The following is a 21,942-nucleotide window of genomic DNA, read 5'->3' on the forward strand; positions in this document are numbered from 1 at the left end:
ACTGTAGCCTCCGGCTGCATGTTCAACACGACGACAAGGGATCAAACCGAATGAGCAACGTCGACGAAACTATCCAGGGCATGAAAGCTAAGTTCAACCCCAGCGCTGCAGCGGGCCTCGACCTGGTGTTCCAGTTCAATATCACCGACGCCGAAAATTACTACCTGGTAGTGAAGGACGGCACCTGTGATTTCCATCAGGGCGAATCGGCTGACGCCAACGTCACCCTGATCATGGACAGCGAAACCCTGCAAGGTGTCATCAGCGGCGAAACCGATGGTATGCAGGCTTTTATGGCTGGCAAGCTTCGTGCAGAAGGCGACATGATGCTCGCGCTTAAGCTGAGCGAGCTGTTCCCGGCCTAAACGGCCCGGTAGAAAAAACCGAAGTCCTGCGACTTCGGTTTTTTTATGCGCTTTTGAACGCTTTTGGCAGCATCAGAATCAGTGATTGGGAGGCAACACCCCAGCCAATAACGGGCCTCGCCGCTTGGTCATCAGCCGGTCGCACAGTAGATTGAAGCCGCGCCGGCCCCGATGTCGGCGCCAGAGCTGCCTTTTAACGGCACCGCATACAAGAAGGGAAAAGCATGTCGCTAGCAGACCAGACGAGCCCCGTTCGCGAAGGCGAGCAACTCCCTACTGATGTCATCGACCAATACCTCAAACGACATATTCCAGGTCTGGAAGGTTCGCCGGCGATCTCGCAGTTTCCAGGCGGCGCCTCTAACCTGACCTACCTCATAGAGTACCCAGCGCAAGAGTTCGTGCTGCGTCGCCCACCCTTCGGTCACAAGGCGAAGTCAGCCCACGACATGGGCCGCGAATTTCGGATTCTCAACAAGCTGAACACAGGGTTTCCTTATTGCCCGAAGGCTTATGCCTACTGCACGGACGAGTCGTTGATCGGCGCCGAGTTCTACGTAATGGAGCGCGTGCGAGGCATTATCCTGCGCGAGAACATGCCAACCGAACTGGCCATTACGCCAGAGCACACCACAGCCCTGTGTAAAAGCTTCATCGACAAGCTCGTCGATCTGCACAACGTTGACTATGCGGCGTGCGGCTTGGGCGATCTCGGCAAGCCCAACGGCTATGTACACCGGCAAATCGAGGGCTGGATCGATCGCTACGAGCGTGCGATGACCCCGGATGCAGTCAAGTGGGAGCCCGTCAAACAATGGCTGCGTGACAAGATGCCAGCCGACCATCACAAGCCAGGCATCGTCCATAACGACTACCGCTTCGACAATGTCATCCTGAATTCCAGCAACCCGATGGAGATCATCGGTGTGCTGGATTGGGAAATGACCACCATCGGCGACCCATTGATGGACTTGGGTAACACCCTCGCCTACTGGATCGAGGCCGACGACCCGGCGCCGGTGCAACTGATGCGCCGGCAGCCAAGCAATGCGCCCGGCATGCTGACGCGTCGCCAATTTGTCGAGTATTACGCAGAGCGCGCCGGCATCTGCGTGGATAACTTCGACTTTTATTACACCTACGGCTTGTTCCGGTTAGCGGCGATCGTTCAGCAGATCTATTACCGGTATTACCACGGCCAGACCCAAGACAAGCGTTTCGCCAAATTCGTGCACATGAACGCGCTGCTTGAGCAGATGAGCCTGCAGGTCATCAGCAAGTCAGCGTTATAGACAAAACGGCCCATAGAGGGAGAAGCACCCATGAGCAAGACCACGCTGTTCGATCTCGACGGCAAGATCGCATTCGTATCTGGCGCGAGCCGCGGAATCGGCGAGGCCATTGCCAAGCTGCTCGCCCAGCAAGGCGCCCATGTCATCGTTTCCAGCCGCAAGATCGAAGGATGCCAGGCTGTCGCCGATGCAATCAACGCGGCCGGTGGCAAGGCAACACCCGTCGCCTGCCATATTGGCGAGCTCGAGCAGATCAAAGCTGTATTCGAGGGCATTCGCGACCAGTTCGGCCGGCTGGATATCCTGGTCAACAATGCGGCAACCAATCCGCAGTTTTGCCACATACTGGACACCGACGCCTCGGCCTTCCAGAAAACGGTCGACGTGAATATTCGGGGTTATTTCTTCATGTCGGTCGAGGCCGGCAAGCTGATGCGCGAGCACGGCGGCGGTAGCATCATCAACGTTGCCTCGATTAACGGCGTCACGCCGGGCAACTTTCAAGGGATTTACTCGATCACTAAAGCAGCAGTCATCAATATGACCAAGGCGTTTGCCAAGGAATGCGCCGGCTTAGGTATTCGCTGCAATGCGTTGCTACCAGGCCTGACGGATACCAAGTTCGCCTCCGCCCTGGTGAAGAACGATGCGATCCGCGAAGAGGCCTTGCGCCATATTCCACTGCATCGAGTGGCCGACCCGAGCGAAATGGCCGGCGCCGTGCTATACCTCGCGAGCGATGCCTCAAGCTACACCACCGGCGTCTCACTTAACGTCGACGGCGGCTACCTCGCCTGATGTGCTCTCGGGTGAGCCGCTTCGGTGCTCACCCGTTTGACCTTCGGCGTGCATGCCGCGAGCCATCCGTTCTACCACTCTTTCAGCGCCTTTTCCGCGACGTCATTAGCGGGCCGTGCCAGCAGCCCGGCAGGTGTCAACTCGATCGCATACTCGGCACCGCTGGCAATCGGCAAGTAGCTCACCCGCAACGGACGCGCCTCGAGCACGATCGAACTGCATTGGCACTTCTGCAACCAAGACCAGGCATCGATGCCAAACAGACTTTGCCCGAGCAGCACACGTGGGCTACGCGCCAAGTCCTGTTGCTCCACGGCCAAATAGCGACCGGAAAGCCGCTCCAGGCGGTACCCAGGTTCCAGGCCTATCAGGGTCGCCAATCCCCGCCACTCCAGCAGCCGCACGTCGAGTTGCCAAAGATCGCCCTCTAGCGTGACGTGCCTAACGTGTTCGCCCTGCTCGATACGAACCTGATAACGCTGCTCACCCTCGCCCTGGAAGGTCAACGTAGCCAGCGGCTTATCCGGTTCCAGAGGCTGGTAAGTTCTGGCGTCCCACGCAATCAACCCTATTAACGCCCCCAGGCCAAGCACCAGCAGCCCAAAGGTGCCACGCAGCCAGCCGAGCAGCCAGTTGCCGCCGAGCAGCAAGCGCAACGCCACCAGGACGGTAACCAACGCAAACAGCGCGATCACGACAGCCAGCCCCAGGTACTGCATGCGGTTTCATCCTTGGTCAGACGGGAAAGCGCCAATTATCGATAGCCCAAGCCAAACTGCCAGCACCAACAGAGCAGTCTGATTACGGGTCGACATTCTCCGCTGGAAGCGGCCACCGCATCTTCGGAAATAGGCTTCTCGTGAGCAACGCCATTGGCGCGCCTCGACCCAACGGGCATCATGGCAGCTCTTTCCTGCTTCAAGAGAACCCAATGCCCACGCTCGAACTGGCCCTGGATCTTCCAGTACTGGCCGCACTGCTCGCCGTCGCCTTCATGGCTGGCTTCATCGATGCCATCGCGGGCGGCGGCGGCCTCCTGACATTGCCCGCCCTGCTTATGGCAGGCCTGCCCCCGCACCTGGTACTTGGAACTAACAAACTTTGCGCAACCTTTGGTTCGGCCACTGCGAGCTTCACGTTCTTCCGACGCAAACTGTTCGACCCTGGCCAATGGCGCTACGCACTGATAGCAACCGCTATTGGCGCGGCGCTCGGCGCCGCGCTAGCGCACTTGATCCCTGCCAGATGGCTCAACCAGCTACTGCCTGTAGTCGTGTTCATCTGTGGGCTCTACCTGCTGGTAGGCCGCACCCCGACGACTCCTAGAGAACCTGCAACACCGTTAAAAACCCGGCGGCAATGGCTTCAGGGCGTCGGCCTAGGCTTTTACGATGGCATTGCCGGACCGGGCACCGGAGCCTTCTGGACGGTCAGCACGTTATTGCTCTATCCGCTTGACCTACTGAGGGCGAGCGGCGTTGCGCGCACCATGAACTTCATCAGCAACGGCACTGCGCTCGCAGTCTTTGCCTTCCACGGGCAGGTCGCCTGGGTGCTAGGCGCTGGGATGGGCGTCACGCTGATGCTAGGCGCCTACTTGGGCGCGCGGACAGCGATTCAGGGCGGATCGAAATTTATCCGCCCTGTTTTCATTCTGGTGGTTTTGGCGTTGAGTTTGCGCCTAGCCTGGCAGCATTGGTTCGGCGCCGCCTAAACGCTGCGCCACGTAAAGCTCGATCAAATAACGGGCGATCGACTTGGACGCTGGCAGGGCTGGCAGGTCATGAATCGAAAACCAACCAGCATCCTCGATTTCCTCCGGCTGCATGACGATGTCACCGGAGGCGTACTCGGCATGAAAGCCCAGCATCAGTGAATGCGGAAACGGCCAGCCCTGGCTACAGATATAGCGCGGGTCGTGAATCGAGACGCCTACTTCCTCATGCACTTCCCGTCGCACGCATTGCTCGACCGACTCGCCCGGCTCGACGAAACCGGCCAAGGTGCTGTAGACACCCGGGGCGAAACGCGGTGAGCGCGCCAGTAGCAGCTCGTCACCTGCCGTGACGAGCACGATCATGCTGGGTGAGATACGCGGATAATGATGAAGACCGCATACCTCGCACTGCATTGCCCGCTCACGCGGATGTTGCTTCATCCGGCTACCACAACTGCCGCAAAAGCGATGCTGACTGGCCCAAGTGCCGATCTGCGCAGCGAAGCCGAGCATACGGAACCGGTCATTGTCGTCGTCCTGCATCATCAAAGGGCGCAAGCCCTGCCAGGCAGCGCCAGGGACCGTGACCGGATCGGCCAATTCAAGGAGATAAACCGGCTCGCCTTCGAAGTAACCGAGCCCCTGCTCGCTGACTATCGGCAATTCAAGCCGCTTGAGCCAGCTACGAGGGAACAGGACGCCGTTGGCGTCTACCAAGAAACCGTGCTGGCAACGCACCAGCGCCGATCCACCTTCTTTGGCCGGATCAAGCAGTGCGGGCTGCCAGCGCAGGTTCATCAGGCTGCCACCGGCAACCCGAGCGCGCGGACGCTTTCTGCCGCCAGGTCCAGCACGCTGATTCGCGAATCGTCACGACGCAGCACGGCGCCACCCTCCAAGTAATACTCCAGACTCGTAAGCGCATCCGCCAAGGTTTCGAGCATTTGCTCCGGCGGCATCTGAACGCCTTCTAGCATCTGCTTTTGGATAAAGTCGGCGCAGGCGCCGATCAGGTCAGCGGCACGATCCTGCTCGAGAAAACGCAAGCCACCGCGAACCGCCATCAGGCTGAAGGGCACGTTCGCCAAGTGCAACTTCTCGCCGTTGGACTCCAGATAGGCGGTAATGGCGCGCTTGGCCAGAGCAAGCCCGGCGGTCGCCTCGCCGATCACCACGATACAGGCCTCGGTGAGCTGGTGGTTGGCGAAGGCTTCGGCCTCGTGGCCGGGTTGCGCGACCTGCGGGCGAGTGTCCCGCTTCTCGCCACGCTCTAGGCTGGCGACCATGCTTTCGACATAAAGCACGGCATCGGCCAGCTTCAACAGCGCCTGTGGATCGGGCGCGCCATCGTTACTCCAGTTCGCGACCACCGAGAGCTGCGCATGCAACGTGCTGGATGCAGAAGACAAGCCGACCATGCCAAGCGTCTTGCCTAACTTCCCCAGTTGCGTATGCAGGCTGGCGTAGGCATCGCCCGGCGCCGTCCCCCGCTCGATGAGATCAAGCAGGTCTTTGACGCTGGCAAGCTCCTCTCGAATCGCCGACGAGAGTGAGCGCATTACGGCCTGGCCGGGGCCAGCAAGGCGCTGCGATTCGTCTTCCAGTAAGTGGTCAGTGAACGGTAGCGAGCTCAGCGAGAAAATCTGACGAACCTCGCTGGCAATCGGCCCATTGCTTTCGGCAAGCGCAACGAGGTAAAGCAGCTCTTTCAACAGACCGCGAGGCGATTCATAGCTGCCATTGCTGATCAGTTGGCGAAGCTCGCGATCAAACCGGGAAAATAATTGCTTGCGCGACTGCCGTGCCAGCAATTGCCCGTCGAGCATTGCCTCAAGCGCCGCGCTGCCCAACCAGCACAACCGCCCAGCCGGTGTGTTGGCGAATAGAACGTCCAAACGGCCCAGCGCCCGGCCCATCAGGCGGAGGCTAGCCGGGACGTTGTCTTCCCGGATGAACCCGAGCAGACCGACCTGATACATCTGCCGCAGCCGCCGGGCCTCCAGTGCTCGGTCGGCTGAATCCCGGTTGGCCGCCGCGACGGGCGGCCGGGCGTGATCAAGCCGGGCACTGAAGAAAAAACTTTCTGGCAGCGGTGGCTGTGCACCGACGAGTCGCAACGCATTGATGGCAGGCAACAGCAGCTCGGGCATTTCCTGCCGGCTGGCATCCACGCTTTCGAGATAGCGCCCAAGCACGTAGAGCGCATTGCTCAGGGCGGCGAGCTGGGTGTCACGCTCCTCGCCAGCACCGACCGGAATGTCGGTGGCCAGCTGGAGGATTTCCTGCGCCAGCAGCTCCGCCCCGGTCAGCTCGATTAGGCTGAGTGTGCCGCGGACCTGCTTCAGATTTTCGACAGCCTGCTGCAGCAGACCACCGTTGTTGCGGTCGATGATGAAGTGCTCGAGGCTCTGCTCGGCCTCTTCCATGGTGGCGAACAGTTCATCGCGGACCAAACTCAGCGAAGTAGCTCCGGTAACCATGCCTAGCGCGCCTCCCGCGCAACGTTCGTAATACACATCAGTCGGCAAAGTCCGGTTTCTGTTTGCTCATATGCGCAGCCATGGCGACTTTAAGATCGGCCGATTGAAGCATGGCTGCATTCCAGGTGGCGATGTATTCGAGACCGTCATCAACCCGATGGTCGCGCATGTAACGAATCATCTGCTTGGTGCCACGAATGGCGATGGGCGACTTGGCAGCGATATCGGCCGCAAGCGCCTGTACCGCACTCATCATGTCGCCTTGCTCGCGGTAGGTTCTATTGACCAAGCCGATCACCTGCGCCTCCCGTCCATCCACCGTCCGGCCGGTGTAGGCCAGCTCACGCATCATCCCGTCGCCGATGATGCGCGGTAGCCGCTGGAGCGTCCCCACATCGGCAGCCATGCCCATGTCGATCTCCTTGATGGAGAACTGAGCGTTCTCGGTGCAATAGCGCATGTCACAAGCGGCGACGAGGTCGATGGCGCCCCCGATGCAATAGCCCTGAATGGCGGCGATAACCGGTTTACAACAGTTATCGACGGCATTGAACGAGGCCTGCAGCTTCAGGATCTGGCGGCGCAAGCGCTCAGCGTTACGCCCAATATCGTCCCCCAGTTGGGTTGCCGCCTCGGCCAACAACTGCAGGTCAATGCCGGCCGAAAAATGCTGGCCATTTCCGGACAGGATCACGACACGCACTTCGTCCGTTTCATCGATCCAATGAAAGATCTCGCTGATCTCGCTCCAGAACGCAGCGTTCATGGCGTTGATCTTTTCAGGCCGGTTGATCGCCACATGGGCGATCCTGTCCTTCAACTCGACGTGGAAGGCTTGGTATTGAGTCACGCTATCATCCCCGACAGCCGAGGCACTCGGTGCCTCGTGAGTTCAGCAATCACTGCTGCTTTTTCAACCGCACAACTATAACAACAGGCACTCGAAAGTCGATGCGAGGCGTTGTGATGCAGCCCACGCCCTTGCGCATCATCCCACTTTGACAGTGGTAATAGGCAGCGCATCGATCTACTGCCGGCCGTTTTCGAGAATGCAGTCGACTGTATAGCGCGACCCTTCGGGCCCTTCCTCATGCTGTAGGCCATGCACGTCCGCATCGAAACCAGGAAACAAACTGGCGAACCTTTGAGCGAAATCGAGATAGTCGAGTATTGAGCGAGTCTCGGCTGTAAAGCGCTCTCCTGGCATGATCAATGGAATGCCTGGCGGATACGGCACCAGCATAACCGCCGCCACACGTCCTTCCAGGGCATGGATTGGCACGGCTTCGACCTCACCCCGAACGAGCTTGTCGTAGGCATCAGCTGGCTTCAGGGCAATCTGCGGCAGGGACGTATACATCCGCCGCATTGCTCTGGCCGTCGCATTGGCCCGGTAGCAATCGTGCAACGCATCGCACAGATCGCGCAGCCCCATGCCGGCGTAGGCGTTGCCGCCGGCCTGAGCCACTGAAGGCACCGCATCACAAAGCGGAACGTTGCCGTCGTAGTGCCGTTTGAACTCCAGCAATTCTGTCAGCAGGGTGCTCCACTTGCCCTTGGTGATCCCCATCGAGAACAATACCAGGATGGAGTACAGGCCGGTCTTTTCGACCACCAGTCCCCGCTCCCAGAGGAACTTGCTGACAACCGCAGCGGGAATGCCTCGCTCACCCAGCTTGCCGCCCGCGGTGAGCCCTGGCGTCACCAGCGTGACCTTGATCGGGTCTAGCAGAACGTAGTCCTCGGCGACATCACCGAACCCATGCCATTCAGCCTCCGGCTCGAGCAACCAATCATTGGTAGCCAAGTCTTCTGCCCCATCTGCCGCTGCGGGTTGCCAGATGCTGAACCACCAGTCGTCCGGCGCCATGTGCTGACGCACATTGGCTAACGCGCGACGGAAGCTCAGGGCCTCATCGAAGGTTTCCTGAATCAACGAGCGCCCTGCCGGCCCCTCCATCATGGCCGACGCAACGTCCAGGGAAGCCAGGATGCCGTACTGCGGCGAAGTGGAAATGTGCATCATGAAGGCTTCGTTGAAGCGATCCCGGTCAAGCTGCCGCTGCTCGCTGTCGAGCACATGGATCATTGAAGCCTGGCTGAAGGCTGCCAGCACCTTGTGCGTTGAATGGGTGGTAAAGACCAGCGGCCCCTGCTCACGCGTATCCATGCCGTAGCGTCCGTCATAGAACTCGTGGAATGCGGCATAGGCGTACCAGGCTTCGTCGAAATGCAACACGTCGACTGCATTGCCAAGGGTGCGTTTGATCAGGTTTGCGTTGTAGCAGAGCCCGTCGTAGGTGGAATTCGTAACCACGGCAAGCTTGACCCGAGGTGGGCGGCCACGCGCCAGCGGGTTGGCTTCGATCTTCGCCTGGATCGACTGCGTGGAAAATTCTTCCAAGGGGATCGGCCCGATGATGCCTAACTCGTTGCGCGAAGGCGTCAGATACAGCGGGATCGCGCCGGTCATGATGATCGAATGAAGAATGGATTTATGGCAGTTGCGATCGACCAGCACCAAGTCATCGCGCGCCACCATCGAGTGCCAAACGATCTTGTTCGCCGTCGAGGTGCCGTTGATCACAAAAAACGAGTGATCGGCGCCGAAGTTACGTGCGGCCCGCGCCTCAGCCGCGGCCAGCGGCCCGGTGTGGTCGAGCAAGGAGCCCAGCTCGGGGACCGAGACGGACAAATCAGAGCGCAACGTGTTTTCACCAAAGAACTGGTGAAACGCCTGGCCGACAGGGCTTTTGCGAAAGGCGACACCGCCACCGTGGCCCGGCGTGTGCCAGGAATAATTCGAGTCGCCGGTATGCTGCACCAACGCCCTGAAAAAGGGTGGCAGCAACCCTTCCAGGTAACCGCGGGCGGCACGCGCTACCTGCCTCGCCAAGAAGGGAACCGTGTCTTCGAACAAGTAGAGCAGGCCGCGCAGCTCGTTGAGGTCGGCCATCGCCTCCGCGGGCGCGTTTTCGATGGTTATCTGCTCGCCCAGCGCGAAGATCGGCAACTGTGGGGCTCGCCGGCGCGCGACGCGGATCAGGCCAACCACGTCTTCCAGCAGCCGCTGGTTCTCGCCGGCGCCTTCTGCCGCGACCAGAATGCAGGCCAGACCGTGGTGCGTCGAGGCGACAATGCGCCCTTCCGCCGCGCTGCCCGTAGGCAGGATATGGAATCCATCCTGTTCCAGCTCGGCGGCAATTTCGCGTACCCGCTCGCCGGCGACGGTATCGACCTTGATGTCTCGATGAACGATAAGGATCGGAAATTTCAGATCTTTGTACATGGAAGCGTCCTGAAGGCATTCCCCTTCAGGGTAGAAGCTTCGCTCCCAAGCACCAAGCTGGAATGCGCCCGCCGCGGGCGCAACCAGTCAGGCCGGTTCGGGTTCGGCCTCCAGCGCAGCCGGTTGCTCGAGCTGAACCCACAGTGGTGTACCGCCGCATGCCTTTTCTATGGCCTGCATTCTGGCGGCGTGCGCAGTCAATTCGTCTACGCTGGCACGGATAACCGGCGTCTGCGGACGGTCCGCTGCCAGGCGACGGATGGGCGTCGCCTGCTGTCGGCCGCCTTCGGAATCGGCGCCCTCCCCGGCGAGCGACAGATTCGTCTGCCCGCCGGTCATGGTCAGGTAGACATCCGCCAGGATCTCGGCATCGAGCAGTGCGCCGTGCAGATCGCGGCCCGAGTTGTCGACGCCATAGCGCTTGCACAGTGCATCCAAGCTGTTGCGCTGGCCCGGATGGCGCTCGCGAGCCATGAGGAGCGTATCTAGGATGCTGCAATGATCGCTTAGCTCGGCGCGGTCATGCTGGCCAAGCAAATTGAATTCGTTGTTGATGAAGCCCACATCGAACGCGGCGTTGTGGATGATCAGCTGCGCGCCCTTGATGAACTCGAAGAACTCATCAGCGACATCGCGGAAGCGCGGCTTGTCGATCAGAAACTCATTGGTGATGCCGTGGACCGCGATCGCGCCCTCATCGACTTCTCGATCCGGCTGCAGGTACACGTGGTAGTGCCGCCCTGTCAGCCGGCGGCCAATGACCTCGACACACCCGATCTCAATGATCCGGTGGCCATCGGTCACCGGCATGCCAGTGGTTTCGGTATCCAACACTACGCTACGCATCGTTCACTCTCTCAAGCGGTTTGTCGTTTAGCCTGTACCACGCCGCGATTGGCGAGCAGGTCGGCGCGCTCGTTGCCCGGGTGCCCGGTGTGGCCGCGCACCCAATGCCAGGTCACCTGATGGCGATTGACCTGCTCGTCGAGCAGACGCCACAGGTCAGCATTCTTGACCGGCTGCCGGGTTGAGGTTTTCCAGCCGCGTTTCTTCCAGTTAGGCATCCAGTCATTGATGCCCTGCATGACATATTGCGAATCGGTAATCAGATGGACCTGGCATTGACGCTTGAGCGCCTCGAGCGCTCGGATTGCCGCGAGCAACTCCATGCGGTTGTTGGTCGTCTCAGCTTCACCGCCCCAGAGTTCACGCTCGACGCCCTTGTAGATGAGCAGCGCCCCCCAGCCACCTGGCCCAGGGTTGCCCTTGCAGGCGCCATCGGTATAGATCTCGACCGTGTCATCGCTCATGTGGAATCAATGCGTCCTAGTGTTCGGCGTCCCGCCGGCTAAGCTTGGCGACCGGCATTGGCAGGAGCTGGCCCATGCGCTCTCGCCGCTGCTGGCGCAACGGGCGCAAACCAACCATTAATTTGCGCGCCACCAGCACGTAGAAACCGCCCAACGGCGCCTGCAGGCGCTGCCCGAGCGGTTCCAGCCCTGCCAGCCTGTCTCGCCACTGGCTCGAAGAAAGCGGCGGACAATAGCACCCGTACCGACGTTTCTCCAGCGCGAATCCAAGCAAATTGAGCCAGTCGCCGACGCGCGTCGGGCGGATGCAGCGAGCCTCGCGCAGTGCACTTCGCGAGACCAGGCGACGCGCGCCCCAAGGGCTCCAGGGGTTTACCCCGACGACCAGCAAATGCCCACCCGGCCGCACGCTCCGTGCCGCCTCACGCAGCAGTGCATGGGGCGACAGGCTGAAATCCAGGCCATGCTGAATCACCACCACATCCGCAGCGTGCTCGCCAACCGGCCAAGATTGTTCTTCGCAAACAATCTCAACACCAGGAAGCGCAGGGCCTACGCGCACACTGCGCTTAATTTTTTGCGGTTCTATTGAGGTATTGGCAAAGGGCCCGTAGTGCACCAGGTAGCTGCCGAAGCAACGCTCGAGCTCATGCTCGATCACCCGCCGCTCCTGCTCCAACAACTGGCCGCCCAGCGGGCCGTCGAACCAGGCACTCGCCTCGTTCATCAGATTCGCCCACTGCTGTAGCGGCGGATTGGCGCGAAAATCGCTCATGAGTGCCTCCGCTGGATAGCCCGGGCGGTGGCCCGGTCGATTCAACAGTATCAAGCTCGGCTGTTAGGATGCGCCTTTGCGACTGACTTGGCGACCCGCACCATGTTGAAGATCGACGCTCTGCCCGCCTTTACCGACAACTACATCTGGCTCCTGCAGGATATCGACACCCGCCGCTGTGCCGTCGTCGATCCTGGAGACGCCGCGCCAGCCCTCGCTTGGCTGCAGGCTCACCCGGACTGGAAACTGGACGCCATCCTCATTACCCATCATCACCCCGACCATGTCGGTGGTGTCGAGCGCCTCAAGCAAGCCCATGGAGCCGTTGTATACGGGCCAGCTAGCGAACCGATTCCGGCACGCGACCAAGCACTTTCAGATGGGGACCGTTTCGAGGTGCTTGGACGCGAGCTGCAAGTAATGGAAGTACCAGGCCACACGCTCGGGCACATTGCCTATTTCCACCACGGCGATGCTGAAGCGCCCTGGCTGCTGGCCGGCGATACCCTGTTCGCGGGCGGCTGCGGTCGGTTGTTCGAAGGCACGCCGGAACAGATGTTCGCGTCGCTCGAGCGGCTTGCTGCTCTACCGCCCGAGACGCAGCTGTACTGTGCACATGAATACACGTTATCCAACCTGCGCTTCGCGCGCGCCGTCGACCCGGCTAACGAACGGGTGCAGGCACGCTTGGAAGAAGTGGAGCGGATGCGTTCGGCGCAGCAAATCACCCTGCCGTCCAATATCCGAGAAGAGCGTGCCACCAACCCGTTTCTGCGCGCCCGCGAGGCGACGGTCGCCGAGGCGGCAATGCGCCAGGCAGGCCGCCAACTGGAGCGTCCAGAGCAGGTATTTGCGGCCTTGCGAGCCTGGAAAGATGGCTTCTAGGCAGCGTCGACCAGTCCCCAAAACATCCGCCCTTCGCTTGACCCACCGGAACGGCATTCCTACACTCGCCCGACTTTCGAGCCCGGGGAAGCCTCCAGCCAATGTCGTCTGACCCATCCAACCCCGCTCGACCGGACGCCTTGGCAGCCTCCGGCCGGGCCTTGGCGCTGGCCATATGTCTGGCCGTTACCGGCTGCCAGAGCACGGCCCCGCGCGCGCCCGTCAACATGGATGTCGCCGAGGCACCGGAGGTTGACGAAACCATATGGCTCACCGAAGCGCCAGCCGAGCCCAGCCACAGCGATATCTGGGACCGAATCCGACACGGGTTCAAGCTCCAGGAATACCTAGGCAGTAATCCTCGCATCGAGCAGCAACGCCTGCTCTTCGCCAGCCGGCCTAACTCGATCGAAATCGCCAGCGAGCGCGGCAGCCTCTACATTCACTACATCGTCGAGCAGTTGGAAGAGCGCGACATGCCGCTCGAACTCGCCTTGCTGCCCGTCATCGAGAGTGCCTACAACCCCTTCGCCTATTCCCCGGCACATGCCGTTGGCCTCTGGCAGTTCATCCCCTCGACCGGCCGACATTTCAATCTCCAGCAGACCAGCTGGTATGACGGCCGACGCGACATCACCGCTTCAACGACAGCGGCGCTGCGCTACCTCGAGTATCTCCACGGTCTATTCAACGACGATTGGCTGCTAGCACTGGCCGCGTATAACGCTGGTGAAGGTACCGTAAGCCGGGCTATCGAGCGCAATCAGAAGCTCGGATTGCCCACCGATTACTGGAACCTTTCCCTGCCGGCAGAAACGCGGGACTACGTACCGAAACTGCTTGCGCTGTCGCAACTGGTCCAGACGCCGGAAGCCTACGGGATAGACCTCAATCCGATTGCCAACGAACCCTATTTTGAAGTCGTCACGCTCAAGCAGCGAATGGACCTGGCGCGGGTCGCCAAACTCGCCGAGCTTGACGAGGACGAGATCTATCAGCTCAACCCCGCCTATACACGCCGCATCACGCTAGACGGCCCTCAGCATTTGCTAGTCCCTACCGCCAAGGCAGAGATGTTCGCAGCCAACTTGGCGCTGATGAAGCCGCAGGACATGGTTGACTGGAAGCAATACACCGTTCGGCCCGGCGATACGCTGGGCGCCATCGCCAACCGCCATAACCTGTCGGTCAACATCATCCGTGACATCAATCGCCTCAAGGGCGATACCCTGCGGATTGGTCAATCCCTGAGCCTCCCTCAGTCGGCAAGCGGTGGGCAGTCGCGCGAGTTGCTTCACGCTGTCGCCCGGAGTCAACCGGCTCCGCGCAGCTATCGCGTCCGCCCCGGCGACAATCTGTGGGACATCGCCAAGGCGCAGAAGGTATCGGTCAACGACCTGCAACGCTGGAACAATCTGTCGGGTAGTCAGCTCAAGGTCGGCCAGGCGCTTTTCCTGCAAGGCACCGGGTCGCATAAGGCTGCGGGCAACAAGCCTGCCCCGACCTACTACAAGGTCCGCAAAGGCGACTCGCTCTACCAGATCGCCAAGCGATTCAATGTCCAGGTCAACCACCTGAAAACCTGGAACCCTCGTGATTCTGCACTGCTCAAGCCAGGCCAGACGCTGACGCTCTACCTGCCTCGGTGACAACTGCGCTCAAGAGCGGCGCGTGAACGCTTCCAAGCACCGCCCAGCCAGCTGGCTGAAACGCTGGAAGGCCACGAACTGCTCGTGCTTGAGCGCACGCCCCGTCGGTCTTCCATCGGCATAGAGCACACCGATCTCACGCGTGCCGGCGAGTAACGGTGAAATGAAGAACATGCCGCGCCCCAATTGCTGGCGTAGCGACGGCGTGATCAGCTCGTCCAGGTTGTAACTCGCAGGCACGCCCATCCAAACCGCTTCCCGCTGACGTAGCACATAACTGAATATGTCCGCTTTTCGTGCCGGATCGACCGGCAAGACGAACCGTTCCTTCCAGGCCTCGCTCCCATCCCCGGCCGTGCACTTCACCCGGAAGGTGGCCTGCTGATCCGACAACACGCAGAGCATCACTCGCTCCAGGCCCGCGCCCTGATGAAGGCCCTTGAGCAGAGTCTCCAGCATCAAACCGACATCGCCCCGCGCCGACGCCATCATCGCCAGGTCCTGCATCGCTTGTTGGAGCAAGGCCAGGTCTGGCTGCAACTGGCTGGCTCGACGTTGCTCATGCTGCAGGCGAAGCTGCTCAGGATCCGTCGAAGGGATCAATCTGCATAGACGACTGGCCCCGAACGTGATCGCAACGTCGACAGCCTCATTGGCGCTGGCCAATATCTGCTGCATCGCGTCCGCCTCCGAAATGCCGGTGAATTCAGCCAATTCGCGGACCAGCACCTGCATGTCATCGCACTCCCAGCCATTCAAGGCAGCGGCGCTGATGCGAACGCCTAGGCTTACCGAACGAACAGCCGGGTCGCGTAGGTTGACGGTACCGTGAGCCAGACTGGCCAATTCGCCGATATTCCAGCTTTTGATCAGGCCCAGGTTCAACTGACGAAAGCTGGTGCCCAGTACATGCTCGACCTGCTTGTCGTAATCAGGGTCTGCGCTGATCAGGATCTCACCGAGACGGTCGGCCTGCTCGCCACCGCAGCCCCAGAACGCCAGCTCGCCGACCTGATGCAACAATGCCGCGATGAACACTTCCTCTTCATGTTTGCTGAGCACATAGCTGCTAACGTTGCGCGCCTGAACGGCGGCATGGAACGATCGCGCCAGCAACTCCTGCAGCTGCTGGCGCGGAGCCTTGTCGAGCAATCCGTCGATGAGGCTGACCGATAAACTGATCAACCTCACATTGTCGAAGCCGATCATGACGATCGCCCGGGAAATGGTCTTGATGGTTTCCTGCGACGGGTTGTAATAACTACTGTTGCCGACACGCAGGACCTTGGAGGTCAGCGCCGCATCACGAAGCAGGACGTCAGCGAGCTGCTGGACCGACGCAGTTTCCTGCTCGGTCAGACGCTGTAGATCCTGGACGACCGCGGCGAGCGCGGGCAGATCGGATTGGTTCAGGCGGTCGATCCACGACTGCAAACCGTATGTGGATTCGTTCAAGATGGAGACCTCGGAGAGCGCCACGGCAGCGCATGGAGGATGGCAGTGTGCCCAGATGGCCGCCCTTTTTCCAGCGGATACAAGCTGTTACTGTACCCGGCCGAAAAACCGAAAGCGCCATGGATCGGAATCACCGTTTGATGCGACCCATCCTCCTGTTGTTGACATGCCTCGGCTTGAGCTTTCCGTCTTTCGCGACCATTAGCGAAAGCCACGGCTACGCGCAATTCGGCACGCTCAAGTACCCCGATACTTTCTCGCATTTCGACTGGGTTAACCCGGATGCGCCCAAGGGTGGGCGCGTCCAGCTAATGGCATCCGGCACTTTCGACACGCTCAATCCGTACACTTTCAAGGGCACCAGTCCGATCGCGACTCCCGGCTTCTATCAATACGGCATCAGCGAGCTGAACGAACCGCTGATGGTTGGCTCGGGCATCTACGACCCTTCCGGCGACGAGCCGGCATCCGCCTATGGGCTGATTGCCGAAACAGTCGAGTACAGCGACAACCACAGCTGGGTGGTCTTCAACCTGCGCGACTCGGCGCGCTTTCATGACGGCAAGCCGATCACTGCTTATGACGTGGCGTTTTCCTACCGCACCCTGATCAAGGATGGTCATCCGCGCTACCGCACCGACTTGAAGGGTGTAAAGCGCGTCGACATCCTCAACCGCCACCGTATTCGCTTCGTATTCGACACACCGGGCAATCCTCTTTTGATCATGCGGCTAGGCGAGCTGCCGGTCCTGCCACAGCATTACTGGAAGGACCGCGACTTCAAGGCCACCACTTTCGAAGCACCACTGGGTAGCGGCCCCTATCGCATTACCGACGTCCAGCCTGGGCGCCGCCTGGTATTCGAACGCGTCGCGAATTGGTGGGGTGCAGACCTGCCGGTCAATCAGGGCAAGTACAATTTCGACCGCGTCGAAGTCGAGTTCTACCGCGACAGCATGGTCGCGTTCGAAGCATTCAAGGTCGGTGAATTCGACTTCTACATCGAACATCAGGCCAAGAACTGGGCTAACGGTTATCAGTTTCCCGCCGTACTGCGCGGAGATGTGATTCGCGCCGAGATTCCACACCAGATCCCTACCCAGACCCAGGCGCTATTCCTCAACGGCCGTCGTGCGCCCTTCGCCGACATCCGCGTGCGCAAGGCCCTCGGCATGATGTTCGATTTCGAGTGGACCAACCGCGCGCTCTTTTACGGCGCCTACAAGCGCAGCGAAAGCTATTACCCGAACAGCGATTTTGCCGCGACCGGCAAGCCAGAAGGCGGCGAATGGTTGATGCTGTCGCCCTATCGTGACCAGCTACCTGCCGAACTGTTTACCGAACCCTACCAATTGCCTCGGACCGATGGCCGCGGCATCCCGCGAGAGACCTTGCGGACGGCATTGGCCCTTCTTGAAGAAGCTGGGTGGGAGCTGACCGCCGACGGCTTGCGTAACCAGTCAGGCGATGCATTCGCCTTCGAGATTCTGCTAGTCAACCCGGGGCTCGAACGAATTCTCCAGCCGTACGTCGAGAACCTGGCTCGCATTGGTATCCAGGCGAGGCTACGAACGGTCGACAGCGCCCAGTACAAGCAGCGGCTTGACCAATACGACTACGACGTGATCCTGACGACGCTTGCGCAAAGCCTCAGTCCTGGACTGGAACAGTTGCTGTACTTCCATTCCAGCCAAGTCGACGTCAAGGGCGGTCGGAACTATGCCGCTATCGCGAATCCCATCGTTGACGACTTGATCGAAAAGCTGCTCAAGGCAAGCACCCGCGACGAGCAGGTCGCGGCGGGACGGGCGATCGATCGGGTGCTGCTCTGGAACTACTACACCATTCCCAACTGGTACATCAGCCATCATCGCCTGGCCTACCAGAATCGGTTCGCCCACGCCACCACCCCGCCCTATACGCTAGGGCTGCGAGCTTGGTGGCTGAAGGCGCAGGAGAAAAAAAGATGACGCGAGAAGCGAGAAACCCGTTGCTGCGTACTGGGCAGCTGGCCCTCCTCTGCATGGCGGGGCTGGCCCAGGCAGCACCGCAGCATGCGTTGACGCTGTATGACGAGCAACCCAAATACCCCGCCGACTTCTCGCATTTCGAATACACCAACCCTGAGGCCCCAAAAGGCGGCACGCTTAGACAGGCCGGATCGGGCAGCTTCGATTCGCTCAATCCATTTATCAATAAAGGCGTGGCCGCCGAAGGCATCGAACTGATCTACGACACCCTTACCGTTAACAGCCTCGACGAGCCGTTTACGGTCTATGGCTTGCTTGCAGAGAAAATAGAGAAAGGGCCGAACAACGAATGGGTGCGGTTTTACCTGCGCCCCGAGGCACGTTTCCACGATGGCGAGCCGGTTACCGCGCAGGATGTGGTTTTCACCTTCGAAACGCTGATAAGCAAGGGCGCACCGCATTACCGCGGCTATTACGCGGACGTGGAAAAGGTCGTTGCGGAAGACAATCGCCGCGTGCGCTTCGATTTCAAACATGCCGGCAACCGTGAGCTGCCCTTGATTCTCGGTCAAATGCACATTCTTCCCGAGCATTGGTGGGCCGATCGTGACTTCGGCGCCGGCAGCCTCGAGCCTCCACTTGGCAGCGGCCCCTACCGAGTCGAGCGGGTGCAGGCCGGGCGCTCGATTCGCTTCAGCCGCGTCGATGACTACTGGGGCAAGGATCTGGCCGTCAACCGGGGCTTCTACAACTTCGCTCACCTGCAATACGACTATTACCTCGACAACACCGTCGCGCTACAAGCGTTCAAAGCCGGGCATTTCGACTACTGGCTCGAAACCAGCGCAAAGAACTGGGCCACCGCGTATGACATCGAGGCCGTGCGTGACGGGCGGATCATAAAGGAAGAAATTGCCAACCATAATCCGCAGGGTATGCAGGGGTTCGTATTCAATACTCGCAAAGGACAGCTGAAGGACCGCCGCGTCCGCGAGGCGCTGTCTTTGCTCTTCGACTTCGAATGGACCAACCGGCAACTCTTCAACGGCGCCTACACCCGCACCCGGAGCTACTTCGATAACTCTGAGCTCGCCTCATCGGGGCTGCCGGATGACGAGGAGCTCAAGCTGCTCGAACCGCTGCGCGGCACCATTCCGGATGAGGTGTTCGACAAGCCATTCGAGCTGCCAAAGACCAACGCCGACGGCATCATCCGTGATCAGCAGCGGCGCGCGTATGAGCTGTTGACCGGAGCCGGCTGGAAGGTTGAGAACGACCGAATGGTCGACGCTAACGGAAAGCCAGTGACGCTCGAGCTTTTACTCGTGCAGGCCGAGTTCGAAAGGGTTCTGCTGCCCTATAAGCGCAACCTTGCGGACCTGGGGATCAACCTCGAGATCCGCCGGGTCGACGTTTCGCAGTACATCAACCGGCTGCGTTCTCGGGACTACGACATGATCGTCAGCAGCTTTGGACAGTCCAACTCGCCCGGAAACGAACAGCGCGAGTATTGGCATTCCTCAAGCGCGGATAATCCAGGCAGCCGCAACTTCATTGGGTTGAAGAATCCAGCCATCGACACCCTCGTCGAGAAGCTCATCGCTGCGGACTCTCGCGCCGAACTGGTTACACGCACTCGCGCACTTGATCGCGTATTGCTTTGGGGGCATTACGTTGTCCCCAACTGGCACATCAAGACGTGGCGCGTTGCCTACTGGAATCACCTCGAACACCCGGAGACCACGCCGGACCAGGACATCGGCCTGATGACCTGGTGGCACAAGCCCGACAGGGAACCGCCCAAGACAAAAACAGAAACGCCGGGTAAAGATGACACCGGAACGGAAACGGGGCGCTAGGCATGCTCGCGTACATCGTTCGCCGCCTGCTGCTGATCATCCCTACCCTGTTCGGCATTCTGTTGATTAATTTCGTGATCATCCAGGCCGCGCCCGGCGGCCCCGTGGAGCAGGCCATTGCCAAGCTGGAGGGCTTTGAAGGCGCAACCAGCCGCATCGCGGGCGGCGGCTCGGAAGTCGCTAGCGGCGGGGGCAACTACCGCGGCGCGCAGGGCCTGGACCCCGAGCTGATCGCCGAAATCGAGCGCCTCTACGGCTTTGACAAGCCAGCCCACGAGCGTTTCTGGATCATGCTCAGCAACTACCTGAGGCTGGATTTCGGCGAGAGCTTCTTTCGCGATGCCAAGGTTACCGACCTCATCGTGGAAAAGATGCCGGTATCGATCTCCCTTGGCTTGTGGAGCACGCTGATCATGTATCTGGCGTCGATTCCGCTGGGTATCGCCAAGGCCACGCGGCACGGCACAGCATTTGACGTCTGGACCAGTTCGGCAATCATCATCGGCTACGCCATCCCGGCGTTCCTGTTCGCGATCCTGCTCATCGTCCTTTTTGCGGGTGGCAGTTACTGGAACTGGTTTCCACTGCGCGGGTTGACCTCGAGTAACTTCGACGAGCTAACCCTTGCGGGCAAGATAATCGATTACTTCTGGCATCTGGCGCTGCCCATCACCGCGCTTGTCATCGGCAATTTTGCGACCCTGACATTGCTTACCAAGAACAGCTTTCTCGACGAGATCAACAAGCAGTACGTCATTACGGCGCGAGCCAAAGGTCTGAGCAAGAACCGCGTCCTGTACGGCCATGTGTTTCGAAACGCCATGCTGATCATCATCGCCGGTTTTCCTTCTGCCTTTATCGGCATGTTCTTTACCGGCTCACTATTGATCGAAGTGATCTTCTCGCTCGACGGCTTGGGACTGCTGAGTTTCGAAGCGGCGATCAATCGCGACTATCCGGTCGTGTTCGGTACCCTCTTCCTGTTCACGCTGCTAGGCCTGGTGGTCAAGCTGATCGGCGATCTCACCTACACCTTGGTCGACCCGCGCATCGATTTTGAAAGCAGGGAGGCCTGAAATGAAGCTGACCCCGCTTAATCAGCGCCGCTTCGCCCTGTTTAAAGCACACAAACGAGGGTGGTGGTCGTTATGGATTTTCCTCGTGCTGTTCGTGCTCAGTCTGGGCGCCGAGCTGATCGCCAATGACAAGCCCATCGTGGTGCGCTACGACGGAGAATGGTTTTTCCCGGTCTTCAAGCGCTATCCAGAGACGGCGTTTGGCGGCGAGTTCCCACTGCAAGCGAACTATAAAGGCCCCTACATCCAAGGCCTGATCGACGAAAAAGACGGCTGGATGATCTGGCCGCCTATTCCATTCAGTTACTCCAGCATCAATTACGACCTGCAGGTACCCGCCCCAGCGCCGCCCTCGCTTGTCAATTGGCTCGGCACTGACGATCAAGGGCGCGATGTGCTTGCTCGGATCATCTACGGCTTTCGTATTTCCGTTCTATTCGCGCTGACGCTGACTTTGATCAGCTCCGTCATCGGCGTGATCGCCGGCGCGCTCCAGGGCTTTTATGGCGGGTGGGTGGATCTGGTTGGCCAACGCGTTTTGGAAATATGGTCAGGCCTGCCGGTACTCTACCTGTTGATCATCCTCGCCAGCTTCGTGCAGCCAAACTTCTGGTGGCTGCTCGGCATCATGTTGCTGTTTTCGTGGATGAGTCTGGTCGACGTTGTGCGCGCCGAGTTTCTGCGCGGGCGAAACCTGGAGTACGTACGAGCGGCCCGCGCATTGGGTATGCAAAACGGTGCCATCATGTTTCGCCATATCCTGCCCAACGCCATGGTCTCGACCATGACCTTCATGCCATTCATCCTGACCGGCGCAATCGGCACCCTGACCGCCCTGGACTTCCTCGGCTTCGGCTTGCCGCCAGGAGCGCCTTCGCTAGGCGAACTGGTCGCCCAAGGCAAAGCCAACCTTCAGGCGCCCTGGCTCGGAATCAGCGCTTTCATGGTTTTGGCAATCATGCTGACGCTGCTTGTGTTTATCGGCGAAGCAGCACGCGATGCTTTCGACCCGAGGAAATAAC

Annotated in this window: 19 protein-coding genes; 10 read left to right on the forward strand and 9 right to left on the reverse strand. The window is 60.0% G+C overall.

The annotated features are described in order from the left end of the window. Window positions 1-50: 50 nt before the first annotated feature. From KXR72_RS02015 to KXR72_RS02025, 3 genes are all read left to right on the forward strand, one after another. A complete protein-coding gene (locus tag KXR72_RS02015; protein ID WP_437419462.1) occupies window positions 51-365 on the forward strand; it encodes an SCP2 sterol-binding domain-containing protein in 315 nt (104 codons plus the stop codon). A gap of 224 nt (window positions 366-589) precedes the next feature. Then, window positions 590-1,657, forward strand: coding sequence for a phosphotransferase family protein (locus KXR72_RS02020; protein ID WP_437419463.1), 1,068 nt, complete (start codon window positions 590-592; stop codon window positions 1,655-1,657). A 30-nt stretch (window positions 1,658-1,687) separates the two neighbouring features. Continuing rightward, window positions 1,688-2,455: an SDR family oxidoreductase gene (locus KXR72_RS02025; RefSeq protein ID WP_437419464.1), complete on the forward strand. Its 768-nt coding sequence runs from the start codon at window positions 1,688-1,690 to the stop codon at window positions 2,453-2,455. Between the two features lie 71 nt (window positions 2,456-2,526). Here KXR72_RS02025 and KXR72_RS02030 read toward each other — a convergent pair whose 3' ends face one another. Next, a complete protein-coding gene (locus KXR72_RS02030) occupies window positions 2,527-3,174 on the reverse strand; it encodes a hypothetical protein (RefSeq protein ID WP_437419465.1) in 648 nt (215 codons plus the stop codon). Window positions 3,175-3,386: 212 nt separating this feature from the next. On the opposite strand from KXR72_RS02030, the gene KXR72_RS02035 reads away from it, so the two are divergent. Next, window positions 3,387-4,169: a TSUP family transporter gene (locus KXR72_RS02035; RefSeq protein ID WP_437419466.1), complete on the forward strand. Its 783-nt coding sequence runs from the start codon at window positions 3,387-3,389 to the stop codon at window positions 4,167-4,169. On the opposite strand, the gene nudC is transcribed toward KXR72_RS02035, so the two are convergent. The 7 genes from nudC to KXR72_RS02070 all read right to left on the reverse strand — a co-directional run bounded on the left by nudC (window position 4,137) and on the right by KXR72_RS02070 (window position 12,026). Further along, window positions 4,137-4,970 carry an NAD(+) diphosphatase gene (gene nudC, locus KXR72_RS02040; RefSeq protein ID WP_437419467.1) on the reverse strand — a complete coding sequence of 278 codons (834 nt, stop codon included), beginning with the start codon at window positions 4,968-4,970 and terminating at the stop codon, window positions 4,137-4,139. The genes KXR72_RS02035 and nudC overlap by 33 nt on opposite strands. After that, window positions 4,970-6,652, reverse strand: coding sequence for a ferrous iron transporter B (locus KXR72_RS02045; protein WP_437419468.1), 1,683 nt, complete (start codon window positions 6,650-6,652; stop codon window positions 4,970-4,972). Before KXR72_RS02045 ends, nudC begins: the two co-directional genes overlap by 1 nt. A 37-nt stretch (window positions 6,653-6,689) precedes the next feature. After that, complete coding sequence (locus tag KXR72_RS02050) at window positions 6,690-7,502, reverse strand: crotonase/enoyl-CoA hydratase family protein (protein ID WP_437419469.1); 813 nt, start codon at window positions 7,500-7,502, stop codon at window positions 6,690-6,692. Between the two features lie 177 nt (window positions 7,503-7,679). Then, window positions 7,680-9,941: an Orn/Lys/Arg decarboxylase N-terminal domain-containing protein gene (locus KXR72_RS02055; protein ID WP_437419470.1), complete on the reverse strand. Its 2,262-nt coding sequence runs from the start codon at window positions 9,939-9,941 to the stop codon at window positions 7,680-7,682. 87 nt (window positions 9,942-10,028) lie between these two features. Then, complete coding sequence (gene dnaQ / locus KXR72_RS02060; RefSeq protein ID WP_437419471.1) at window positions 10,029-10,787, reverse strand: DNA polymerase III subunit epsilon; 759 nt, start codon at window positions 10,785-10,787, stop codon at window positions 10,029-10,031. A gap of 11 nt (window positions 10,788-10,798) precedes the next feature. Next, a complete protein-coding gene (gene rnhA, locus KXR72_RS02065; RefSeq protein ID WP_437419472.1) occupies window positions 10,799-11,251 on the reverse strand; it encodes a ribonuclease HI in 453 nt (150 codons plus the stop codon). 16 nt (window positions 11,252-11,267) lie between these two features. Next, window positions 11,268-12,026, reverse strand: a complete 759-nt coding sequence (locus KXR72_RS02070; RefSeq protein ID WP_437419473.1) for a class I SAM-dependent methyltransferase — start codon at window positions 12,024-12,026, stop codon at window positions 11,268-11,270. Between the two features lie 102 nt (window positions 12,027-12,128). On the opposite strand from KXR72_RS02070, the gene gloB reads away from it, so the two are divergent. Both gloB and KXR72_RS02080 read left to right on the forward strand, forming a co-directional pair. Then, on the forward strand, window positions 12,129-12,911 hold the full coding sequence (gene gloB, locus KXR72_RS02075) for a hydroxyacylglutathione hydrolase (protein ID WP_437419474.1): 783 nt from the start codon (window positions 12,129-12,131) through the stop codon (window positions 12,909-12,911). Between the two features lie 101 nt (window positions 12,912-13,012). Then, window positions 13,013-14,560: a LysM peptidoglycan-binding domain-containing protein gene (locus KXR72_RS02080; RefSeq protein WP_437419475.1), complete on the forward strand. Its 1,548-nt coding sequence runs from the start codon at window positions 13,013-13,015 to the stop codon at window positions 14,558-14,560. A gap of 9 nt (window positions 14,561-14,569) precedes the next feature. Here KXR72_RS02080 and KXR72_RS02085 read toward each other — a convergent pair whose 3' ends face one another. Next, entirely contained in the window at window positions 14,570-16,015 is a 1,446-nt protein-coding gene (locus KXR72_RS02085) for an HDOD domain-containing protein (RefSeq protein ID WP_437419476.1), read from the reverse strand. 140 nt (window positions 16,016-16,155) lie between these two features. On the opposite strand from KXR72_RS02085, the gene KXR72_RS02090 reads away from it, so the two are divergent. From KXR72_RS02090 to KXR72_RS02105, 4 genes are read left to right on the forward strand one after another with little or no spacing between them, the layout of a single operon-like run. After that, entirely contained in the window at window positions 16,156-17,985 is a 1,830-nt protein-coding gene (locus KXR72_RS02090) for an extracellular solute-binding protein (protein ID WP_437420354.1), read from the forward strand. After that, entirely contained in the window at window positions 17,982-19,844 is a 1,863-nt protein-coding gene (locus tag KXR72_RS02095) for an extracellular solute-binding protein (RefSeq protein ID WP_437419477.1), read from the forward strand. The genes KXR72_RS02090 and KXR72_RS02095 overlap by 4 nt, the downstream gene beginning before the upstream one ends. Before the next feature lie 2 nt (window positions 19,845-19,846). Beyond that, a complete protein-coding gene (locus KXR72_RS02100) occupies window positions 19,847-20,920 on the forward strand; it encodes a microcin C ABC transporter permease YejB (protein ID WP_437419478.1) in 1,074 nt (357 codons plus the stop codon). 1 nt (window position 20,921) lies between these two features. Beyond that, the gene (locus KXR72_RS02105; RefSeq protein ID WP_437419479.1) at window positions 20,922-21,941 is read left to right on the forward strand and encodes an ABC transporter permease; all 1,020 of its coding nucleotides are present in this window, start codon (window positions 20,922-20,924) and stop codon (window positions 21,939-21,941) included. Window position 21,942 lies beyond the last annotated feature (1 nt).

Origin of the sequence: Stutzerimonas chloritidismutans, assembly GCF_051486945.1 — a bacterium.
In the GTDB taxonomy this organism is placed as follows: Bacteria; Pseudomonadota; Gammaproteobacteria; order Pseudomonadales; family Pseudomonadaceae; genus Stutzerimonas; species Stutzerimonas chloritidismutans_B.